The 19,041-nt window shown below is 66.5% G+C and carries 17 protein-coding genes; all 17 read left to right on the forward strand.

What is annotated here, in order from left to right; translation table 11 throughout:
* Positions 1-3: 3 nt before the first annotated feature.
* The 17 genes from ACNJX8_RS26635 to ACNJX8_RS26715 are packed head-to-tail and all read left to right on the forward strand — an operon-like array spanning position 4 to position 19,038.
* On the forward strand, positions 4-1,014 hold the full coding sequence (locus ACNJX8_RS26635) for a branched-chain amino acid ABC transporter permease (RefSeq protein ID WP_438109552.1): 1,011 nt from the start codon (positions 4-6) through the stop codon (positions 1,012-1,014).
* 1 nt (position 1,015) lies between these two features.
* Positions 1,016-2,098: a branched-chain amino acid ABC transporter permease gene (locus tag ACNJX8_RS26640; protein ID WP_439357304.1), complete on the forward strand. Its 1,083-nt coding sequence runs from the start codon at positions 1,016-1,018 to the stop codon at positions 2,096-2,098.
* Entirely contained in the window at positions 2,091-2,873 is a 783-nt protein-coding gene (locus tag ACNJX8_RS26645; protein ID WP_091887608.1) for an ABC transporter ATP-binding protein, read from the forward strand. Before ACNJX8_RS26640 ends, ACNJX8_RS26645 begins: the two co-directional genes overlap by 8 nt.
* Complete coding sequence (locus ACNJX8_RS26650) at positions 2,866-5,076, forward strand: ABC transporter permease (protein WP_439357305.1); 2,211 nt, start codon at positions 2,866-2,868, stop codon at positions 5,074-5,076. The genes ACNJX8_RS26645 and ACNJX8_RS26650 overlap by 8 nt, the downstream gene beginning before the upstream one ends.
* 3 nt (positions 5,077-5,079) lie before the next feature.
* Positions 5,080-5,913, forward strand: coding sequence for a phosphoenolpyruvate hydrolase family protein (locus ACNJX8_RS26655; RefSeq protein ID WP_439357306.1), 834 nt, complete (start codon positions 5,080-5,082; stop codon positions 5,911-5,913).
* Positions 5,914-5,938: 25 nt separating this feature from the next.
* Entirely contained in the window at positions 5,939-8,842 is a 2,904-nt protein-coding gene (locus tag ACNJX8_RS26660; RefSeq protein WP_249760793.1) for a flotillin family protein, read from the forward strand.
* A 10-nt stretch (positions 8,843-8,852) separates the two neighbouring features.
* Positions 8,853-9,290, forward strand: a complete 438-nt coding sequence (locus ACNJX8_RS26665) for an SRPBCC family protein (protein ID WP_018318067.1) — start codon at positions 8,853-8,855, stop codon at positions 9,288-9,290.
* A 2-nt stretch (positions 9,291-9,292) separates the two neighbouring features.
* On the forward strand, positions 9,293-9,736 hold the full coding sequence (locus tag ACNJX8_RS26670; RefSeq protein WP_439357307.1) for an SRPBCC family protein: 444 nt from the start codon (positions 9,293-9,295) through the stop codon (positions 9,734-9,736).
* Between the two features lie 2 nt (positions 9,737-9,738).
* Complete coding sequence (locus ACNJX8_RS26675) at positions 9,739-10,557, forward strand: FAD binding domain-containing protein (protein WP_439357308.1); 819 nt, start codon at positions 9,739-9,741, stop codon at positions 10,555-10,557.
* Between the two features lie 12 nt (positions 10,558-10,569).
* The gene (locus ACNJX8_RS26680) at positions 10,570-11,046 is read left to right on the forward strand and encodes a (2Fe-2S)-binding protein (protein WP_439357309.1); all 477 of its coding nucleotides are present in this window, start codon (positions 10,570-10,572) and stop codon (positions 11,044-11,046) included.
* A 9-nt stretch (positions 11,047-11,055) separates the two neighbouring features.
* On the forward strand, positions 11,056-12,648 hold the full coding sequence (locus tag ACNJX8_RS26685) for a xanthine dehydrogenase family protein molybdopterin-binding subunit (RefSeq protein WP_439357310.1): 1,593 nt from the start codon (positions 11,056-11,058) through the stop codon (positions 12,646-12,648).
* Positions 12,648-13,670, forward strand: coding sequence for a xanthine dehydrogenase family protein molybdopterin-binding subunit (locus tag ACNJX8_RS26690; protein WP_091887626.1), 1,023 nt, complete (start codon positions 12,648-12,650; stop codon positions 13,668-13,670). The genes ACNJX8_RS26685 and ACNJX8_RS26690 overlap by 1 nt, the downstream gene beginning before the upstream one ends.
* 10 nt (positions 13,671-13,680) lie before the next feature.
* The gene (locus ACNJX8_RS26695; RefSeq protein WP_128956247.1) at positions 13,681-14,562 is read left to right on the forward strand and encodes an AAA family ATPase; all 882 of its coding nucleotides are present in this window, start codon (positions 13,681-13,683) and stop codon (positions 14,560-14,562) included.
* Entirely contained in the window at positions 14,559-15,680 is a 1,122-nt protein-coding gene (locus tag ACNJX8_RS26700; RefSeq protein ID WP_439357311.1) for a vWA domain-containing protein, read from the forward strand. Before ACNJX8_RS26695 ends, ACNJX8_RS26700 begins: the two co-directional genes overlap by 4 nt.
* The gene (locus tag ACNJX8_RS26705) at positions 15,677-16,561 is read left to right on the forward strand and encodes an amidohydrolase family protein (RefSeq protein WP_439357312.1); all 885 of its coding nucleotides are present in this window, start codon (positions 15,677-15,679) and stop codon (positions 16,559-16,561) included. Before ACNJX8_RS26700 ends, ACNJX8_RS26705 begins: the two co-directional genes overlap by 4 nt.
* 31 nt (positions 16,562-16,592) lie before the next feature.
* Positions 16,593-17,441, forward strand: a complete 849-nt coding sequence (locus tag ACNJX8_RS26710; protein WP_439357313.1) for an MBL fold metallo-hydrolase — start codon at positions 16,593-16,595, stop codon at positions 17,439-17,441.
* A gap of 22 nt (positions 17,442-17,463) precedes the next feature.
* On the forward strand, positions 17,464-19,038 hold the full coding sequence (locus ACNJX8_RS26715) for an isochorismatase family protein (RefSeq protein WP_439357314.1): 1,575 nt from the start codon (positions 17,464-17,466) through the stop codon (positions 19,036-19,038).
* Positions 19,039-19,041: the final 3 nt, after the last annotated feature.

Genomic DNA, 19,041 nt, shown 5'->3' on the forward strand with positions numbered 1-19,041 from the left:
CACATGAGCCGCTTTGTCGAACGCCATCCCGCCTGGGCGCTGATCGCAATCATTGCCATTGCCGTCGGGCTCTGGCTGATCTTCGCGGTCTGGCCGCCGGGCCTCGAAGAGGCCATCGGCCGCAAGCGTGTCTTCCTCAACGCCGTCTTCAACGGCATCACGCTCGGAGGGCTCTACTTCCTCGTCGCCAGCGGCTTCACGCTGATCTTCGGCCTGATGCGCAACGTCAATCTCGCGCACGGCTCGCTCTATCTGTTCGGCGGCTATGTCGGCTACGCCATCAGCGCCTCGACCGGCTCCTGGATCCTCAGCTTCATCGTCGCTTTTATCCTGACCGCCCTGGTCGGCGTCCTGCTCCAGGTGATCGTGTTCCGCCGGATGGAGGGACAAGATCTCAGGCAGACCATGGTGACGATCGGGCTTTCGATCGTATTCGCCGACCTGATGCTGTGGGCCTGCGGCGGCGACTTCTATCAGATCCAGACACCGAATTGGCTGATCGGCCCGGTGGAGCTGCCGCTGATCACCGCGATCAAATCCTCGGGCGAGCCGGTCTATCTCAGATATCCACTGGTGCGGCTCGTGATCTTCGCCGCTTCCGTGATCATCGGCGTGGCCATGTGGCTCGCGCTCAACCGCACACGGATCGGCATGATCATCCGCGCCGGCGTCGATGATCGCGATATCCTTGCCGCGACCGGCGTGCGCATCCAGCTCGTCTTCGTGCTGGTGTTCGCCTTCGGCGCAGGACTTGCCGGCATCGCCGGCGTGGTCGGCGGCACCTTCCAGTCATTGTCGCCCGGCGAGGACATCCGCTTCCTGCTGGCTTCCCTCGTCGTCGTGATCGTCGGCGGCATGGGCTCGATCCCCGGCGCCGCGCTCGGCGCGCTGATCATCGGCCTCGCCGAACAGCTTGGCTCGGTCTACATCCCGACCTACGCCATCGTCGTGACCTTCCTCATCATGGTGCTGGTGCTGGCCATCCGGCCGCAAGGCCTATTGGCGAGGCGCTGAGATGTCGCTCGCCCACGATACCCGCGTTGCCGTTCCTCCCGCTACCATTGCGCAGCGCGCCGCGCGGACATGGCCCGAAATCAACAATCCCGCCGCCTGGGTCGTGGCAATTATTCTCCTGATCATGCCGCTGATCGCCAGCGGCTTCTTCCTGATCGAGATCTTCGCCTCCACCTTGATCCTCGGCACCATGGCGCTGAGCCTGATGTTCCTCGCCGGCTATGGCGGCATGGTCAGCCTGATGCAGCTCACCATCGCGGGCTTCTCGGCCTACATGGTCGCGGTGTTCGGCGTCAGCGGCAACGCCAATATCAGCCTGGGCTGGCCGTGGTGGCTCGCGGTCCCGATGGCCCTGGCGCTGGCGACCGCCTTCGGCACGCTCGGCGGCGCGCTCGCGGTCCGCACCGAGGGCATCTATACCATCATGATCACGCTCGCGATCGGCGCGGCCTTCTACTATTTCACCAACCAGAACTGGGCGATCTTCAACGGCCATACCGGCATCAACACCGTGGCCACCCCGCACTTCTGGGGCGTGAACTGGCGCGCCGACATACCCTTCTATTACGTCGTGCTCGCGGTCGCCGCGCTCTGCTATTTCGCGGTCGAATATCTCTCCCGCGCTCCCTTCGGTCTTGCTCTTCAGGGTGTGCGTGACAATCCGCGGCGCATGGCTGCACTCGGCTTCAACGTCAATGCGCACCGCGTCGCGGCCTACGCCTTCGCCTCCTTCGTGGCCGCGCTGGCCGGCGTGCTCCAGGTCTGGAACTACCGCCAGATCTCGCCGGGCTCGGTCAGCGTCGGCGCCTGCATCGACGTGCTGATCATCGCCGTCGTCGGCGGCATCACGCGCCCGATCGGGCCTTTCATCGGCGCGCTGATCTTCGTGCTGTTGCGCACCTTCGCGCTCGACTTCCTGGTCAGGCTTGGGCTCGATGGCAACCGCTTCCGCCTGCTGATCGGGCTCGGCTTCCTCGCCATCGTGTTTTGGTCCTCGGACGGCGTCATTGGCCTATGGCAGCGCTGGCGCAACCGTCAGCGCCGCAGCGCCGACAGTTCCGGTGGAGGCCGCCGCCATGGATAGCGTCGCCCAGCGCCTCTCCGCCGTCGGTGCCGGCGCCGCGCTGGAGCTGCGCGGCGTGACGCGCCTGTTCGGCGCGCTGGCAGCGCTGACCGACGTCACCATCACCGTGCGTCCGGGCGAGCGGCGCGCGGTGCTCGGTTCGAACGGCGCAGGCAAGACCACGCTGTTCAATTGCATCACCGGCGACTTCCCGCCCTCCTCCGGCACCATCCGTTTCTTCGGCGAGGACGTCACGCACTTCCCGCCCTATGAACGCATCCGGCGCGGGCTGCGGCGGACCTATCAGATCTCGGCACTGTTTCCCGGCCTCACCGTGCAGGACAATGTCTATCTCGCTTGCCGCGGCGTCTCGCGCGGACGCTTCTCGTTCCTGCGTCCGGGACAGAACGATGCCCTGATGCATGCGGCGGACAATCTCGTGCAGGCCGTCCATTTGGCCGCCGTGAAGGACCAGCGCGTGGCCGAGCTCGCGCACGGCCAGCAGCGCCAGCTCGAGATCGCGCTCGCGCTCGCGGGCGCACCGCGCTTCGTCCTGTTCGACGAGCCGGCGGCCGGCCTGTCGCCGACCGAACGGGCCGAGCTCATCGAGATCCTGACCTCACTGCCGGCGCATATCGGCTACATCATCATCGAGCACGACATGGACGTCGCCTTACGCGTCGTCGAAAGCGTCACGATGATGCACAACGGCCGCATCTTCAAGGAAGGCCTGCCGCAGGAGATCCAATCCGATCCCGAGGTGCAGGAGCTCTATCTCGGAGGCGGCCATGAATGAGGTCCGCCGCGGCAAGGCCGCGCTCGAGGTCCGCGGCCTCGACGTCTACTATGGCCACTCGCACGCCCTGCAAGGCGTCGACCTCACCCTGGAGAGCGGCGTGTTCTCCGTCGTCGGCCGCAACGGCATGGGCAAGACCACGCTGTGCAAGGCGATCATGGGTCTGGTGGGCGTGAGCGGCGGCTCGATCCGCGTCCGCGGCGAGGACATCACGCGGCGGGCACCGGCGCAGATCGCCCGGCTCGGCGTCGGCTATGTGCCGCAAGGACGCCGTCTCTGGCGCTCGCTCAGCGTCGACGAGCATTTGCGGCTGGCCGGCGGCCTGCGGCCCGGCGCCTGGACCGTCGATCGCATCTACGAGACTTTCCCGCGTTTGGCCGAACGCAAGGATCACGGCGGCGGCCAGCTCTCCGGCGGCGAACAGCAGATGCTGGCGATCTCACGCGCGCTGCTCACCAATCCGCATCTTCTCATCATGGACGAGCCGACCGAGGGGCTAGCGCCCGTCATCGTGGCGCAGGTCGAGGAGATGCTGTTGCGGCTTGGTGAGGACGGCGACATGTCCGTGCTCGTGATCGAGCAGAACATCGGCGTTGCCACCGCGATCTCGCGCAACGTCGCGATCATGGTCAACGGCCGCATCAACCGCATCATCGACTCCGCGCGCCTCGCCGCCGACCGCGAGCTCCAGCAGCGCCTGCTCGGCGTCGGGCTTCACGCCGAGCTCGAGCCGGATATCGACATCGCCGCATCCGCTGACGATCCCCAGCCGGCACCGCCGCCACGCCGCGACGGACCGATCCGCATCTACATCTCCAACCCGACGCTCCCGACCCGATGGTCGCAACCGGCGCCGATCGCCCGCATCGAGGCCGCCGCGCGCACGCTCTCGACGCAAGTTACGCGGCTTGACGAGACGGCGCGGCGCAAGCGCGAGCCGCTGGCGGTGCAGGCCGCCGGTCCACCCATCGTGCTGGTCGTCGGCACGCTCGACACCAAGGGCCAGGAACTACGCTTCATCCGCGACATCATCGCGGAAAGCGGCCTGCGCACCCGGCTGGTCGATGTTTCGACCAGTGGCAAGCATTCGTCGTGCGATGTCTCTGCGCAGGAGATCGCCCTCAACCACGGCCGCGGCGGCTCCGCTGTATTCGGTCCCGATCGCGGGGCCGCCGTGACCGCGATGGCTGATGCATTTGCCAACTGGCTGCGGCGCCAGGGCAATGTCGCAGGCGTGATCTCGGCCGGCGGCTCGGGCGCGGCGTCGCTCGTCGCCCCGGGCATGCGCGCGCTTCCCGTCGGCGTGCCCAAGCTGATCATTTCCTCCGTCGCCTCGGGCGATGTCGGGCCCTATGTCGGCCCCGCCGACATCACGATGATGTACTCGGTCACTGACGTGCAGGGGCTGAACTCGATCTCGCGGGCGGTGCTGGCCAACGGCGCCAATGCGCTCGCCGGCATGGTCAAGGCACGGCTCGATACACGCGCCGCAACAGCGCGCGACGCCGGCGGCCTGCGCTCGGTCGGTATCACCATGTTCGGCGTCACCACGCCCGCGGTGCAGAGGATCGCAGCGGAGCTGCGCGACGATTTCGAATGTCTCGTCTTCCATGCCACCGGAGTCGGCGGTCGTTCCATGGAGAAGCTCGTCGACTCCGGGCAGCTCGCCGGGGTCATCGACCTCACAACCACCGAGATCTGCGATCTGCTCATGGGCGGCGTGTTTCCCGCGACGGAAGACCGCTTTGGCGCCATCATCCGCAGCCGCCTGCCCTATGTCGGCTCGGTCGGCGCGCTCGACATGGTCAATTTCGGCGCGCCCGAGACCATTCCCGAACGCTACCGCGGCCGCAAGTTTCACGTCCACAATCGGCAGGTGACGTTGATGCGGACCACTGCCGAAGAGAATGAGCGCATGGGCCGCTGGATCGGCGAACGGCTCAACCAGATGGACGGCCCCGTGCGCTTCTTCCTGCCCGAGGGCGGCGTGTCCGCACTCGATGCGCGCGGCCAGCCATTCTGGGATCCGGACGCCGATGCGGCGCTGTTCCGCACGCTGGAGCGCACGGTGCGCCAGACCGGCAACCGTCAGCTCATTCGCGCGCCGAAGAACATCAACGATCCCGAGTTCGTCGCCGCCATAGTCGGTGCGTTCCGGACCCTGTTCGGCCGCGCCGGGGCGCGCCGAAGAGTAGCGAGGTGACCGATGGCAAGGTTTGAACGCGCAGCGCTCCTGAAGACGTTTCGCGACATGGCAAGGCGCGGTGAGCCGATCGTCGGCGGCGGCGCCGGCACCGGTCTGTCAGCCAAGTGCGAGGAAGCCGGCGGCGTCGATCTCATCGTCATCTACAATTCCGGCCGCTACCGGATGGCCGGCCGTGGCTCGCTCGCGGGTCTGATGGCTTACGGCGATGCCAACGCCATCGTGCTCGAAATGGCGAACGAAGTGCTGCCCGTAGTCGCCAGGACGCCGGTGCTGGCGGGCGTCAACGGCACCGATCCATTCCGCGACATGGACGTGTTTCTCGACCAGTTGAAGGCGCTCGGGTTTGCCGGCGTCCAGAACTTTCCGACCGTCGGCCTGATCGACGGCACGTTCCGCGCCAATCTCGAAGAGACCGGCATGTCCTACGCGCTGGAGATCGACATGATCGCCAAGGCGCACGACAAGGATATGCTGACCACGCCCTATGTGTTCAGCGAGAAAGAGGCCGCCGCGATGGCGATCGCCGGCGCCGACATCATCGTCTGTCACATGGGCCTGACGACCGGCGGCACCATCGGTGCGCAGACCGCGCCAAAGCTCAAGGACTGTCCGGCGCAGATCGACACCTGGGCGTCCGCTGCGCTCAGCGTCAATCCGGACATCCTGGTGCTGGCTCATGGCGGCCCGATCGCGGATCCCGCCGACGCCGATTTCATCATGAAGAACACCCGCCATTGCCACGGCTTCTACGGCGCCTCCTCGATGGAGCGACTGCCCGTGGAGCGGGCGCTGACGGAACAGGTGCGTCAATTCAAGGCGATCGGCGCGCGGTAACGCCGAAGGTACGAGGGAGGGAAAGATGTCGGGGATATTGGTCGGTGAATTGATCCTCTGGCTGATCGTCGCGATCGTCGTGATCGTGGTTGGCGTCTACATCGTGAACTGGCTTTACCATCGCTCCTCCAAGGAGATTTCGTTCGTCCGCACCGGCTTCCTCGGCGAACGCGTGGTGATCAATGGCGGCGCCTTTGTGCTGCCGTTCATCCACGATTACACGCCTGTCAACATGAACGTGCTGCCGATGGGCATCGTCCGCTCCAGGCAGGACGCCGTGATCACCCGCGACCGTATGCGCGTCGACATCGAGGCCGACTTCTACGTCCGGGTGCAGCCGACCCGCGAGGCGGTCTCGATTGCGGCCGCGACGCTCGGCCGCCGCACGATGGAACCCGAGCAGCTGCATGCGCTGCTGGCCGGCAAGTTCATCTCCGCGATCCGCTCGGTCGCCTCCGAAATGACCATGGAGGAAATGCACGAACGGCGCGGCGACTATGTCGCGCGCGTCAAGACCAATGCTGCCGAGGCCCTCGCCCAGAACGGCCTCGAGCTGGAATCGGTCGCGATCACCGATCTCGACCAGACCGACCTGGAGTTCTTCAATCCCTCGAACCGGTTCGACGCCGAAGGCCTGACCCGCCTGATGGAGGATATCGAGGCCAAGCGAAAGCTGCGCAACGACATCGAGCAGGACTCGATGATCAAGATCCGCTCGCGCAATCTGGAAGCCGAGCGACAGGCACTCGAGATCGAGCGCGAGAGCGAGACCGCACGCCTCGAGCAGGAGCGCGACATCGAGATGCGCCGCGCGCTCCAGCGCACGGAAGTCGCCCGCGAACGCGCGCTGCGCGAGACCGAGGCCGAACAGGCGCAGATTTCCGCCCGCGAGGCCATCGAGCGCGCCCGTATCGCCAATGACCAGGCGATCGCCGAGGCCCGCATCGCCTCCGAGCGCGAGACCCGCCAGAAGGAGATCGAACGGACTCGCACCATCGAGGAGAAGGAGCTGCTGGCGCGCGAGGAGATCGAGAAGACAAGGATCGCCAACCAGCGCTCGATCGACACCAGCCGCATCGCTTCGGAGCGCGAGGTGCGCCAGCGCGAGATCGAGCGGATGCGCACGGTCGAGGAAGCCGAGATCGCCGCGCGCGAAGCGATCGAGAAGGCGCGGATCCAGCAGGACCGAGTCGTCACCGACGCCCGCATTGCCAACGAAGAAGAGACGAGGCGCCGCGAGATCGAACGCACGCGCGCCGTGGACGAGGCCGAAATCGCCGCGCGCGAGGCAACGGAGAAGGCCCGCATTGCCCAAACCATGACGGTCAATGTCGAGCGCATCTCCTCGGACGAACGCACTCGCGCGCTCGAGATCCAGCAGGTGCGAACCATCCAGGAGGCCGAGATCGAGGCTCAGCGCGCGGTCGAAGCCGCCCGCATCGCCCGCGAGCGGACGCTCGCCGCCGAGCGCATCGCCGCCGAGCAGAACACGCGGCAACTCGAGATCGAGCGCAACCAGGCGCTGGACGTCGCCGGCATCGCCGCGCGCGAGACGACCGAGGCCACGCGCATCGCGCAGGAGGAGCGCGTGCGCTCGCTGGAGATCGCCCGCAACCGCGCCGTCGAGGAAGCCGATATCGCCTCGCGCGAGGCGATCGAGGCGGCCCGCATCGCCCAGGAGAAGGCGGTTGCGGCCGAGCGGATCCAGGCCGAGCGCGACACCCGCGCGCTCGAGATCGAGCGGACCGGCGTGCTGGAAGCGGCCGAGCTGAAGCGGCGCGACGCCATCGAGCGCCAGCGCATCACGGTCGATCTGGCGCTCGAGGCCGAGCGCATCAACTCCTCGAAGAAGCGCGAAGTGCTCAACATCGAGCAGAAGAAGGCGATCGAGATCGCCGATGAGGACCGCGTCATCGCGCTGTCGACCAAGAAGTCCGAGCGGATCGACGCCGACCGCCAGGTCCGTCAGGCCGAGATCGTCGCGCGCAAGGAGGTCGAGACCACCGACGTCTCGCGCGAGCAGGCGCTGGAAGCCGCCCGTATCGAGCGGCGGCGCGCCATCGAGCAGCTCGAGGTCGCTCGCGTGCAATCCTTGCAGGAAGCCGAAATCGCCTCCCGCGAGGAAGTGGAGCGCGCCCGCATCGCGTCGGATCGCGGCCTCGACGAAGCCCGCATCGGCCGCGAGCGCGAGCTGCGCAAGCTCGAAGTCAATCGCGAAAAGGACGTCGAGACGGTGCTGATGGAGAAGGCCATCGCCATCCATCAGAAGTCGCTGGAGGAGTCGGCGGCACGCGCCGCCGCCGAGGAAGCGCGCATGCGGGCGACTGAAGCCGCCGAGCGCGTGGTCACCGCGCGCGAGAGCGAGATCGCAAAACGCCGCAAGACCGTCGAAGTGCTGCTCGCCGAGAAGCAGGCCGAGGAGACCCGGATCGCCGCGGAAGCCGAGCGCGTGCGCGCCGCGGTCGAGGCCGAGGCGCAGCGCATGCTCAACGAGGCCGAGAACGTGCTCACCGACCAGGCGCGCTACTCGCTGTTCCGCCGCAAGCTGCTCGACCGCATCGAAGGCATCGTGCGTGAGAGCGTCAAGCCCATGGAGAAGATCGAGGGCATCCGCATCCTCCAGGTCGACGGCCTCAACGGCAACGGACACGGAAACGGCAATGGCGGCCGCAGCGCCACCGACGAGGTGATCGATTCGGCGCTGCGCTACCGCGTCCAGGCGCCGCTGATCGACTCGATCCTGTCGGACATCGGCGTCGAGGGCGGCAGTCTTGCAAAGATGCCGGGCCTGATCCGCGAGGCCCGCGACATGCAGGGGATCAAGGATTCCGCGCGCAAGAGCGGTGGCGGCGACAAGCCGGCGGCCTCCCCGCCTGCGGCCGAAGGCGGTGAGCCGCCGGCCGAGCGCGGGCCGCGAAAGAAGAGCTGAGGTCCGAACCATGGCCCGCGTCTACGTCTCAACCGTCGTCAACGCCCGCAACGACCGCGTCTGGGCGCGGGTGCGCGATTTCAACGGTCTGCCGAACTGGCATCCGGCCATCGCCGAAAGCCGGATCGAGGGCGGCGAGCCCGCCGACAAGATCGGCTGCGTCAGGGATTTCCGTCTGCGCAACGGCGACCGCATCCGCGAGAAGCTGCTGGGCCTCTCCGACTACGACATGTTCTGCACCTACTCGATCCTGGAATCCCCGATGGGTGTCGAGAACTACGTCGCAACCTTGCGGCTGACACCCGTCACCGACGGCGACCAGACCTTCATGGAATGGACCGCCGAATTCGATTGCGCGCCGGAGCGCGAGACCGAGCTCGTCAGCAACATCGGCGGCGGCGTGTTCCAGGGCGGCTTCGATGCCCTGAAGCGCGTGTTCGGAGGTTAGCCGTGCCGCATATCGTCAAGAGCACGATCCTGAGCGCACCGACCGATGCGGTATGGAACGTGCTGCGCGATTTCAACGGGCACGACCGGTGGCATCCGGCGGTTGCGACCTCCTCGATCGAACGCGCTCAGGCTTCCGACAAGATCGGCTGCGTCAGGCGCTTCAAGCTCAAGGACGGCTCCGAGCTGCGCGAACAGTTGCTGGCTCTTTCCGACCTCGAACAGACCTTCAGCTATTGCCTGCTCGATACCCCGATCCCGATGTTCAATTACGTCGCCCATGTCCGCCTGCTGCCGGTGACCGATGGCGACCGCACTTTCTGGCATTGGGAATCGCGCTTCACCACGAAGCCCGAGGACAAGGACCGTATCACCCACATGGTCGCTGAAGATATCTATCAGGCGGGGTTCGAGGCGATCCGCCGCCATCTGAAGGAGGCCGCCTAGCCATGGCCGTAACCGTAAAAACCTTTGCCAGCGCCGGCGAAGCGGCCGGGGCAATATCCTCAGATCGCAGCGCACGCTATCTCGGCGGCGGCACGCTGGTGATGCGAGCGCTCAACGAGGGCGACGTTTCGATTTCGACCGTCGTCCGCGCCAGCGACCAGACGCTGACCCGGATCGATGCGTCCGGACCGCGCATCACGCTGGGCGCTGGCGTCACGTTCGCGAGAATTCTCGGCGAGCGCGACCTCGCTTTCCTGCACGCGCCCGCTCGTTCGATCGGAGGCCCTGCCGTGCGCAACATGGGCACTGTCGGCGGCAATCTGTTCGCGCCAAACCCCTATGGCGATTTCACCGTGGCGCTGCTGGCGCTCGACGCCACGGTCGCAGTGCAAGGCGGCTTCGGCGCCCGCGACATCGCGATCGAGGAGTTCCTGCAATCGCGCGAGCGGCAATCCGGCGCGCTGGTGCTCTCGGTCTCATGCACACGGCCGGCCAGCGCTGAGGCCTTTCGCTACCGCAAGGTTGCCCGCATCAAGCCGAAAGGCGGCTCGGTCATCACGCTGGCCGCACACCTGCCGGTCAGCAGCGGGCGCATTGCCGGTGCTCGCATTGCGCTCGGTTCGATGGCGCCGACCCAGATCCGCGCCAAGGCGGCGGAGCGCGCTCTCGAAGGACGCGCGCTCGATGTCGCAAACATCAATGCTGCCGCCTCTGCCGCAGTCGAGGGAACATCGCCCGCCGACAATGCGCTCGGCAGCGCCTGGTATCGCCGCGAGATCGTCGGCGTCCATCTCCGCCGTTTGCTGTCCGGCCAGGAATAGACTGGGATCATCATGTCCAAGACGCCTCTGCAATTTCGTCACAACGGCCGCGACGTCGCTATCTTCGTCGATGGCGGCACCAACCTGCTGGTCGCCCTACGCGAGCTGATCGGCGACATGACCCCGAAATTCGGTTGCGGCCAGGGCGGCTGCGGCACCTGCAGCGTGCTGATCGACGGAGAACTCCACCTCTCCTGTCTGACGCTCGCCGAGACCGTCGCCGGCCGCTCCGTCGAAACGCTCGACGGCCTCAAGCAGGGCCCGAACCTGCACCCGCTCCAGCGCGCCTTCGCCGACAATTTTGCCGCCCAATGCGGCTATTGCACACCGGGCATGCTGATGGCCGCAAAGGCGCTGCTCGACCGCAATCCCTCCCCGAGCCGGGCCGACGTGATCGAGGCGATCTCCGGCAACATCTGCCGCTGCACCGGCTACGAGCCGATCATCAATGCCATCCTCGTCGCCGCAGGCGGCCAGGCCAGCGCCTGAGGTCAGACCATGCTGGAACTACGCAAGGACATCTTCGCCGACGAGCGCGACGACAATCTCAAAGAGATCGGCAAGGGCACACAGCGCCAGGACATGCTCGGTCACATCACGGGCACGTCGAGCTATTTTGGCGATCATAAGCTCCAGGGCATGCTGCACCTCAAGGTCGTTCGCTCGACCCAGGCCCATGCGAGGCTGCGCCACATCGATACCACGGAGGCAGAACGCTCGGCCGGCGTGCGCCGGATCATTCGCGGTGCGGACGTTCCGGTCAATCTCAACACGCTGCTGAGCCTGATCAATTTCGGCAAGGACGACGAGCCGTCGCTGGCTGTCGACAAGGTCCGCTACAAGGGCGAGCCGATCCTTGCCATCGTGGCCGACAGCGAGCGTGAGGCTTTTGAGGCCATCGCAAAGGTCAGGATCGACTACGAACCGCTGCCGACCGTGTTCGACGTCGAGGATGCGCTGAAGCCCGGCGCCCCCGTGGTCAACGAGACCTATCCGAAGAACGCCTTCATCTATCACGACGTCTACGATCACCAGCGTCTGCGGTTCGGCGATGCCGACGCGGCGCTCGCGAGCGCCGATCACGTGCTCGAACAGCGCTACCAGATGTCGCCGATCGAGCACGCGCCGACAGAGACCAATGGCGCGATTGCGGCGCCCGACACCAACGGCCGCTACGTCGTCTACACGTCGACGCAAGCGCTGTTCTTCTCGGTCGACACCTGCGCCAAGATTTTGGACGTGCCGTCCAACACCTTCCACTTCATCGGCGGCACCGTCGGCGGCGGCTTCGGCGGCAAGGTGGATACCTTGACCGAGCCGCTCGCCATTCTCGGCGCCATGTTGACCGGGCGTCCCGTGCGCTACGTGTTCGGTCGCGAGGAAGAGATGCAATACGGCCCGCCCCGCGGCGCCGAGCGCATCTACATCAAGGATGGGGTGATGCGCGACGGCCGTATCGTTGCGCGCAAGATCCGTGCCTATTTCGACAGCGGCGCCTATACGCGCCTCTCAAGCTACGCCGCGGTGAAATGCGCGGCGCATCTGCCGGGCCCCTACACCATCCCGAACGTTTATGGCGACGTCTACTGCGTCTTCACCAACCGCACGCCGGCGACTGCCATGCGCGGCTTCGGCGTCACGGCAATGGACTTCGCCATCGAATGCCAGATGGACAAGCTCGCAAACCTCGTCGGCATGGATCCGATGGAGTTCCGGATTCTGAACGCCTATCGCGACGGCGACATGAAGGCGCACCGGCGCGAGGCCAAGAACACGGCGCTGATCGAATGCGTTCAGGTCGCCGCCGAAAAGGCCAAATGGCCGATCCGCGACGAGTTCAGGCGCGCCTCCTCCCGCAAGGATGGCGGCGGCAGCCGCGCCGCGATCCCGCCGACGCCGACGGAGCCGCGCGCCCGGCCCGCCGCGCCCGCGCAGCAGCGCACGACCTATGACCGCGCGCCCGTGAACGCGACAAGAGAGCCGCCGCGCGAACCACCTCCGCCGGCACCGCCACCTCCTGCGCCGCGCCCGGCGTCACCGTCGCACGGCGCCACCCGCTTCTCCTCCGTCTTCGGCACCAGGAGGCGCTAATGACCAGGCATCGCGGGCGCGGCATGGCATCGATCAACTATCCCATCGGCATGAACCTCGGCGGCGATCCCAGCCAGGCGCTGGTGCATTCCAATCCCAGCGGCAAGTTCACGGTGGCCTTGTCGTCGATCGACCTTGGCCAGGGCATGAAATCGGTGACGCGGCAGATTTGCGCCGAGACGCTCGGCGTGCCTGTCGAGGACGTCTATGTCGACACGGCGGACTCCGATACCGGCCCGCATTGCATGGGCTCGTTCGCCTCGCGCGGCACGCATCGCGTCGGCAACGCCGTGATGGCCGCCGCCCGCGAAGCGCGCGGCGTGATGATGGAGGCGGCGGCCGAGGAGTTGGAAGTCAATGCGGCCGATCTCGAGACTGACGGGCGCGGCAACATCCACGTCAAAGGCGCGCCGCATCGCTCGATCTCGACCAAGGATGTCGCGATCGCCGCGCAGTTCAAGCAGGGCAAGACCATTTCGGGTCGCGGCATCTTCCTGGTCCCGCTGTCCGACGTCGACCCCGAAACCGGAGAGATGTCACCGGCAACGTGTTACGCCCATGCCTGCCTCGTCGCCGAAGTCGAGGTCGACGACGAGACCGGCGAGGTCGCGATGGTCCGGATGGACTCCGCCTATGAGCTCGGCCGCGCGCTCAACCCACGGCTTGTCGAGCAGCAGCTGGTCGGCGGCGCCTGGATGGGCGTCAGCCACGCACTCTACGAGACCCCCGAGCCTTACTATCCCGATCCCGCTCACGGCCCGCGCGACTTCGTCGAATATCTCATGCCGGGCCCCGGCGATATTTGCCCGCACGATATCGCGGTGCTGGAACGTCCTGCTCCCGATGGTCCCTTCGGCGCCAAGGGCCCCGGCGAGATGTGCGCCAACCCGGTACTGCCGGCCGTGGCGAATGCGATCTTCAACGCAGTCGGCGTGCGCATCGACGATCTGCCGATCACGCCCGAGAAAGTGCTGCGCGCGATCAAGGCCCAGGGCGGCGCACGGCCGCAGGCGCGGCGCTAGAGGTATCGTCGTGGCGGTTCGCAGCAACATCGTCGGCATCGACAGCCCGGAGGCGCTGGAGAAGGCGCTGCGCGCGGCCTATTACCTCGCCGACGAGGGGCTGGCGACCGCAGCCTATCTCGGGCTCGCCCTTGGCAAGCCGCTGCTGCTGGAGGGTGCGCCGGGCGTCGGCAAGACGGAGGCCGCAAAGGCGATCGCTGCCGTGCTCGGCCGCCGCCTCATCCGCCTGCAATGCTACGAGGGCATCGACGCGTCCGCCGCGCTCTATGAGTGGAACTACCCGCGCCAGATGCTGGCGATCCGCCAGGCCGGCGACGAGAGCATCGACATCTACGGCGAGACGTTCCTGATCGAGCGGCCGATGCTGGCGGCGCTCCGCGCGCCCGATTCCACCGTGCTGCTGATCGACGAAATCGACCGCGCCGATCAGGAGTTCGAGGCCTTCCTGCTCGAATTCCTCTCCGACTTCCAGATCTCGATTCCCGAGCGCGGCACGGTGCGCGCGGCGGAGCGCCCCGTGGTCGTATTGACATCGAACCGGACCCGCGACCTGCACGAAGCCCTGCGCCGCCGCTGCGTCTATCACTGGATCGACTATCCGACCGCGGAGCGCGAAGCACGCATCATCATGATGCGCGCCTCCAGCGTTGCCGAGGCCACGGCGCGCGCCGTCGTTGCAGCCGTCGAAAGGCTGCGGCGCGAACCGCTCAGCAAGGCCCCAGGGATCGCCGAAGCCGTGGACTGGGCCGAGGCCGCGACGTTACTTCACAAGGGCGGCGCCCGCTGGCCAGACGCATTCAAGCGCTCGATCGGCGTCGCGCTGAAGGACGAAGAAGACCTGCATTTCATCTCGCCGCGGCTCGACGCCATGCTCGCGGAGGCGACGGTATGAGCACCGATCTGCAGCTTCCGCGTGCCGCACGCGTCTTCGTCGCCTTCGTCCCGCTGCTGCGCGCGAACGGCTTTGCCGTGGCACCGGAGCAGACCACGACGTTCCTGGCGGCTATCGAGCTGCTCGGCCCTGATAGCATCGAGGATATCCGACAAGCTGCACTGGCGACGCTGGCTCCGCCGCCCGAACGTCGTGCCACCTTCGACCGGCTGTTCGATCTGCACTTCCGCGGCAGCGAGACGATTGCGCGCGATGACCAGGGCGAGGAGGATGAGACGGTCCGGCTCCAGGAAGAGGGCCGCGGCGACGAGGAGCCCCTGCTCTCCGACGAGGCGAGCGAGTCCGGCCTCACCGCGACCAGGACCGAGGCCCTGGTCGAGCGCCGCTTTGGGGCGAGTTCGACCATGGACGCGCTACGCCGCCTGGCGCGCGAAGCACCGCGACGTCTGCCGCGACGACGTGGTCACCGGCGCATGCGCACTCGCCGCGGACCGTTTGCCGACCTTCGCCGCACGTTGCGCGATACTGTCCGCAGCGACGGCGAGATCTTGCGGCTCGGTCACCTCGAGCGGCGGCGGCGCCCACGCAAAATATTGCTGCTGATCGACGTGTCTGGCTCGATGAAGAGTCGCACCGAAGAGAACATGAAGCTCGCGCATGCGCTGGTGCAGGCGGCGCCCAATGTCGAGGTCTTCACCTTCGGCACGCGGCTGACGCGCGTCACCCGTCCGTTGCGGCTGAAGCGTCGTGAGCAGGCATTGAACGCGGCCGCCCGCCTCGTCAGCGATTGGGACGGCGGCACCCGCATCGGCGACGCACTGCAAGCCTTCCTCGCCGTGCCACGGTTCGGCGGCTATGCGCGCGGCGCCGCCGTAGTGATCGTCTCCGACGGGCTCGAGCGCGGCGAAGGTGACGCACTTCGCGACGCCGTCGCTAAATTGTCGCGGCGGGCCTGGCGCTTGAGCTGGTTGACGCCGCTTGCCACGAGCCCGGCCTTCCGCCCGCAGACGGAAGCGCTCATGGCCATCGAGCGCTTCGTCGATGACCTCGTGGATGGCGGTTCGAGCGGGTCGATCGTCGCGCACATTCTGGCATTGGGACGAAGGAGAGCGGCGTGAGCGATATTGTCGACGGCCATCATCACATCTGGCGGCAGGCCGACCTGCCCTGGCTGATCGGCCCCATGCAGCCGCGCATCTTCGGCCCCTATGAACCGATCCGGCGCGACTATCCGATCCAGGAGTATCTCGACGACCTCAAGGGCAGCGGCGTCACCCGCTCGGTCTATGTGCAGACCAACTGGGCCAACGACCGTTTCGAGGACGAGGCCGCCTGGGTGCAGCAGACCGCCGACGACCACGGTTGGCCGCACGCGATCGTCGCCTATGCCAATTTTGCCGTCGAGGACGTCCGGCCCCAGCTCGATCGCCTCAAGCGCTATCCGCTCGTGCGCGGCGCGCGCATGCAGCTGCATTGGCACGAGAACCCCCTTTACCGCTTTGCGGCCCGCGCCGATCTCTGCGCCGATCCAGTGGTCCGCCGCAACATCGCGCATCTCGCCGACTATGGCTGGAGCTTTGATTTGCAGGTGTTCACGCCGCAGATGCCAGCGGCAGCGGAGCTGGCCGAAGCTTGTCCAGAGGTGACCTTCATCCTTCAGCATGCCGGCATGCTGGAGGACCTCTCGCCGGCAGGCCGCGCCGCCTGGCGCGCCGGCATGGCCCGCCTTGCGACCTGCCCGAACGTGGTCTCAAAGCTCTCCGGCCTCGGCACCTTCATCCATCGCAACGAGCCCGCACACATCGCCGCCGTGCTCACCGACACCGTTGCGATCTTCGGCGCCGAGCGCTGCCTGTTCGGCTCCAATTTCCCGATCGAGAAGTTGTGGACCAGCTATCGCGAGCTCGTCGATGCGTTTCGCGCGGCGGCCGCGCCGTTGAGACCGGTGCAGCAGGACGCGATTTTCGGGACCACCGCGGCGCGCATCTATCAGCTTTGACAGACAAGAAACAGATGAGGGAGGGCAACGAATGGCGCTGGAGATCAAGATCCTGGACTATGGCGACATCGAGCTGGAATCGAGCTTCCTGGTGCTCGGCCGCGACTGCGGCCGCACGCGCCGCGTCCTCACCCTGGGCTTCCTGATCCTCGGCGGTCCCTATCCGGTCGTGGTCGACACCGGCTATCGCTCCAACCAGATCATGGAAACGCTGGGCATGCGCGGCCTGCAATATCATGAAAACATGATCGAGAACCAGCTCGCGCGCCACGGCGTGCGCATGGGCGACGTCCGCTTCGTTTGCCACACCCATCTGCACATCGACCATGCCGGTAAGGACGATCTGTTCCCGATGAACACGACTGTCGTCCTCAACCGCAGGGAGCTCGAATATTCCGTCTCCGGCCTGATGCATCCGCAATATCCCGCACCCGACATCAAGCACCTGATCGACCGCCTGCACACCAAGAGCGCGCTGCGCTTTCTGGATCTCGAGGTCACCGGCCCGATCGAGTTGATGCCTGGCGTCTATTGCGATGCCGCCAACGCCCATACCGAGGGCTCGACGAACATCATCGTTCACACCGCCGACGGCATCGCCACCATTTGTGGCGACGTGATCTACGACTTCAACGACCAGATCGTCACGCCCTTCAACGAGATCCACGATTGGGAACCGCGCACCACCGGCAACCACGGTACCAGCAAGCGCGCAGAAAAGGCGGCGATCAAGAAGCTGCTCAGCAACTCGCGTTATCTGCTGCCGGTGCACGATCGCCCCGCCAAGATCGAAGGCGGCAATGTCGTCGGGCGGCTGCACGACCAGGTCCCCGGACCGATCGTGCAATCCTTGCCAGCACGCAACTGGTTCCCGGCCTGACGTGACCTGAGGATATCGACCGATGACGCACGTCACCTTGCGCTCCGAATTCGAGACCCTGATCGACCCGTACGCGCCCGTCGCGCAAGTCGGCACCGGCTTCGACTTCACGGAAGGACCGGTCTGGCACCCGGTCGATCACTACCTCCTGTTCTCGGATATGCCGGGCGACGTGCGACGGCGCTGGGATGTGCGGCGTGGTGTCGTGGAGGTCAAGCGTCCGTCGAACAAGTGCAACGGCATGACCTTCGATGCCGAGCTCAATTTGATCGTCTGCGAGCACGCGACATCGTCGCTAGTTCGCGAGCGGCCGGACGGACGGCGGGAGGTGCTGGCTTCGCATTTCCAGGGTCAGGAGCTTAACAGCCCGAACGATGTCTGCGTCCACTCCTCCGGCGCGATCTATTTCTCCGATCCCTGGTATGGCCGCATGCCGGTCTATGGCGTCGAGCGGCCGCGCCAGCTCGGCTTTCAGGGCGTCTATCGCGTCGTGCCCGGCGGCGAGCCGAAGCTCGTCGTCGACCGTAACCTGTTCGATCAGCCGAACGGACTGTGCTTCTCGCCGGACGAGAAGCTGCTCTATGTCAACGACACCGTGCAGGCGCTGATCCGCGTCTTTGACGTCGACAGTGACGGCTCGCTGTCGAACGCGCGCGTGTTCGCGAGCGGCATCCGCTCCGAGCTCGAGCCGGGCGTGCCCGACGGCATGAAGTGCGACCAGCACGGCAATGTCTGGGTCACCGCGCCCGGCGGCGTCTGGATCTATTCGCCGCGCGGTGAACTGCTCGGCAAGGTTCGCGTGCCCGAGCTCGTCGCCAATCTCGCCTGGGGCGGTCCGGACTTCCGCACGCTGTATCTGACCTCGACCCATTCGGTTTACGCGATCCCAACCAAGGTCGGCCCGCGGCATGAGCCCTATATGAGTGGCCAGCGAAGCGGCGGCGGCGCGACGCCAAGCTCCGCGCCAGCGGCACCCATCCTCGCCGAGGGCGAGATGCGGCTCGATCCCCAGCGTTGCGCGATGATCATCCAGGACCTCCAGAACGACGTCATCATGGACGGCGGCGCCTTCACCGAATCCGGCGCCCCCGGACATGCGCGGCAACAGCACGTGGTGGACAACGTCCGCCGCCTCGCCGAGGCCGCGCGTGCCCGCGGCGTCGCCATCATCCATGTCTGGTTCATCGTCGAACCCGGCGCGCCCGGCGTCACGTTGAATGCGCCGTTGTTCGAGGGCCTCGTCGACAGCAAGGCGATGGTGCGCGGAAGCTGGGGTGCGGCGCCGGTATCGGGCCTCGAGCCGCGGCCCGGCGACTTCGTCGTCGAGAAGATGCGCATGAGCGCGTGGGAGGGCACGCGGCTGGAGACGATCCTGAAAGCGACGGGGCGCGACATGATCATCAATACCGGTGCCTGGACCAACATGTCGGTCGAACACACCGCGCGCACCGGCGCCGACAAGGGCTATTTCATGATCGTGCCCGAGGATTGCTGCTCGACAATGAACGCCGACTGGCACAACGCCTCGATCAACTTTGCCATGCAGAACGTCGCGGTCGTGACCAGGGCGGATACGGTCATCAGGGCGCTGGGATGACGC

The sequence above is a fragment of the Bradyrhizobium sp. SPXBL-04 genome (assembly GCF_051853035.1).
Classification (GTDB): Bacteria; Pseudomonadota; Alphaproteobacteria; order Rhizobiales; family Xanthobacteraceae; genus Bradyrhizobium; species Bradyrhizobium zhanjiangense.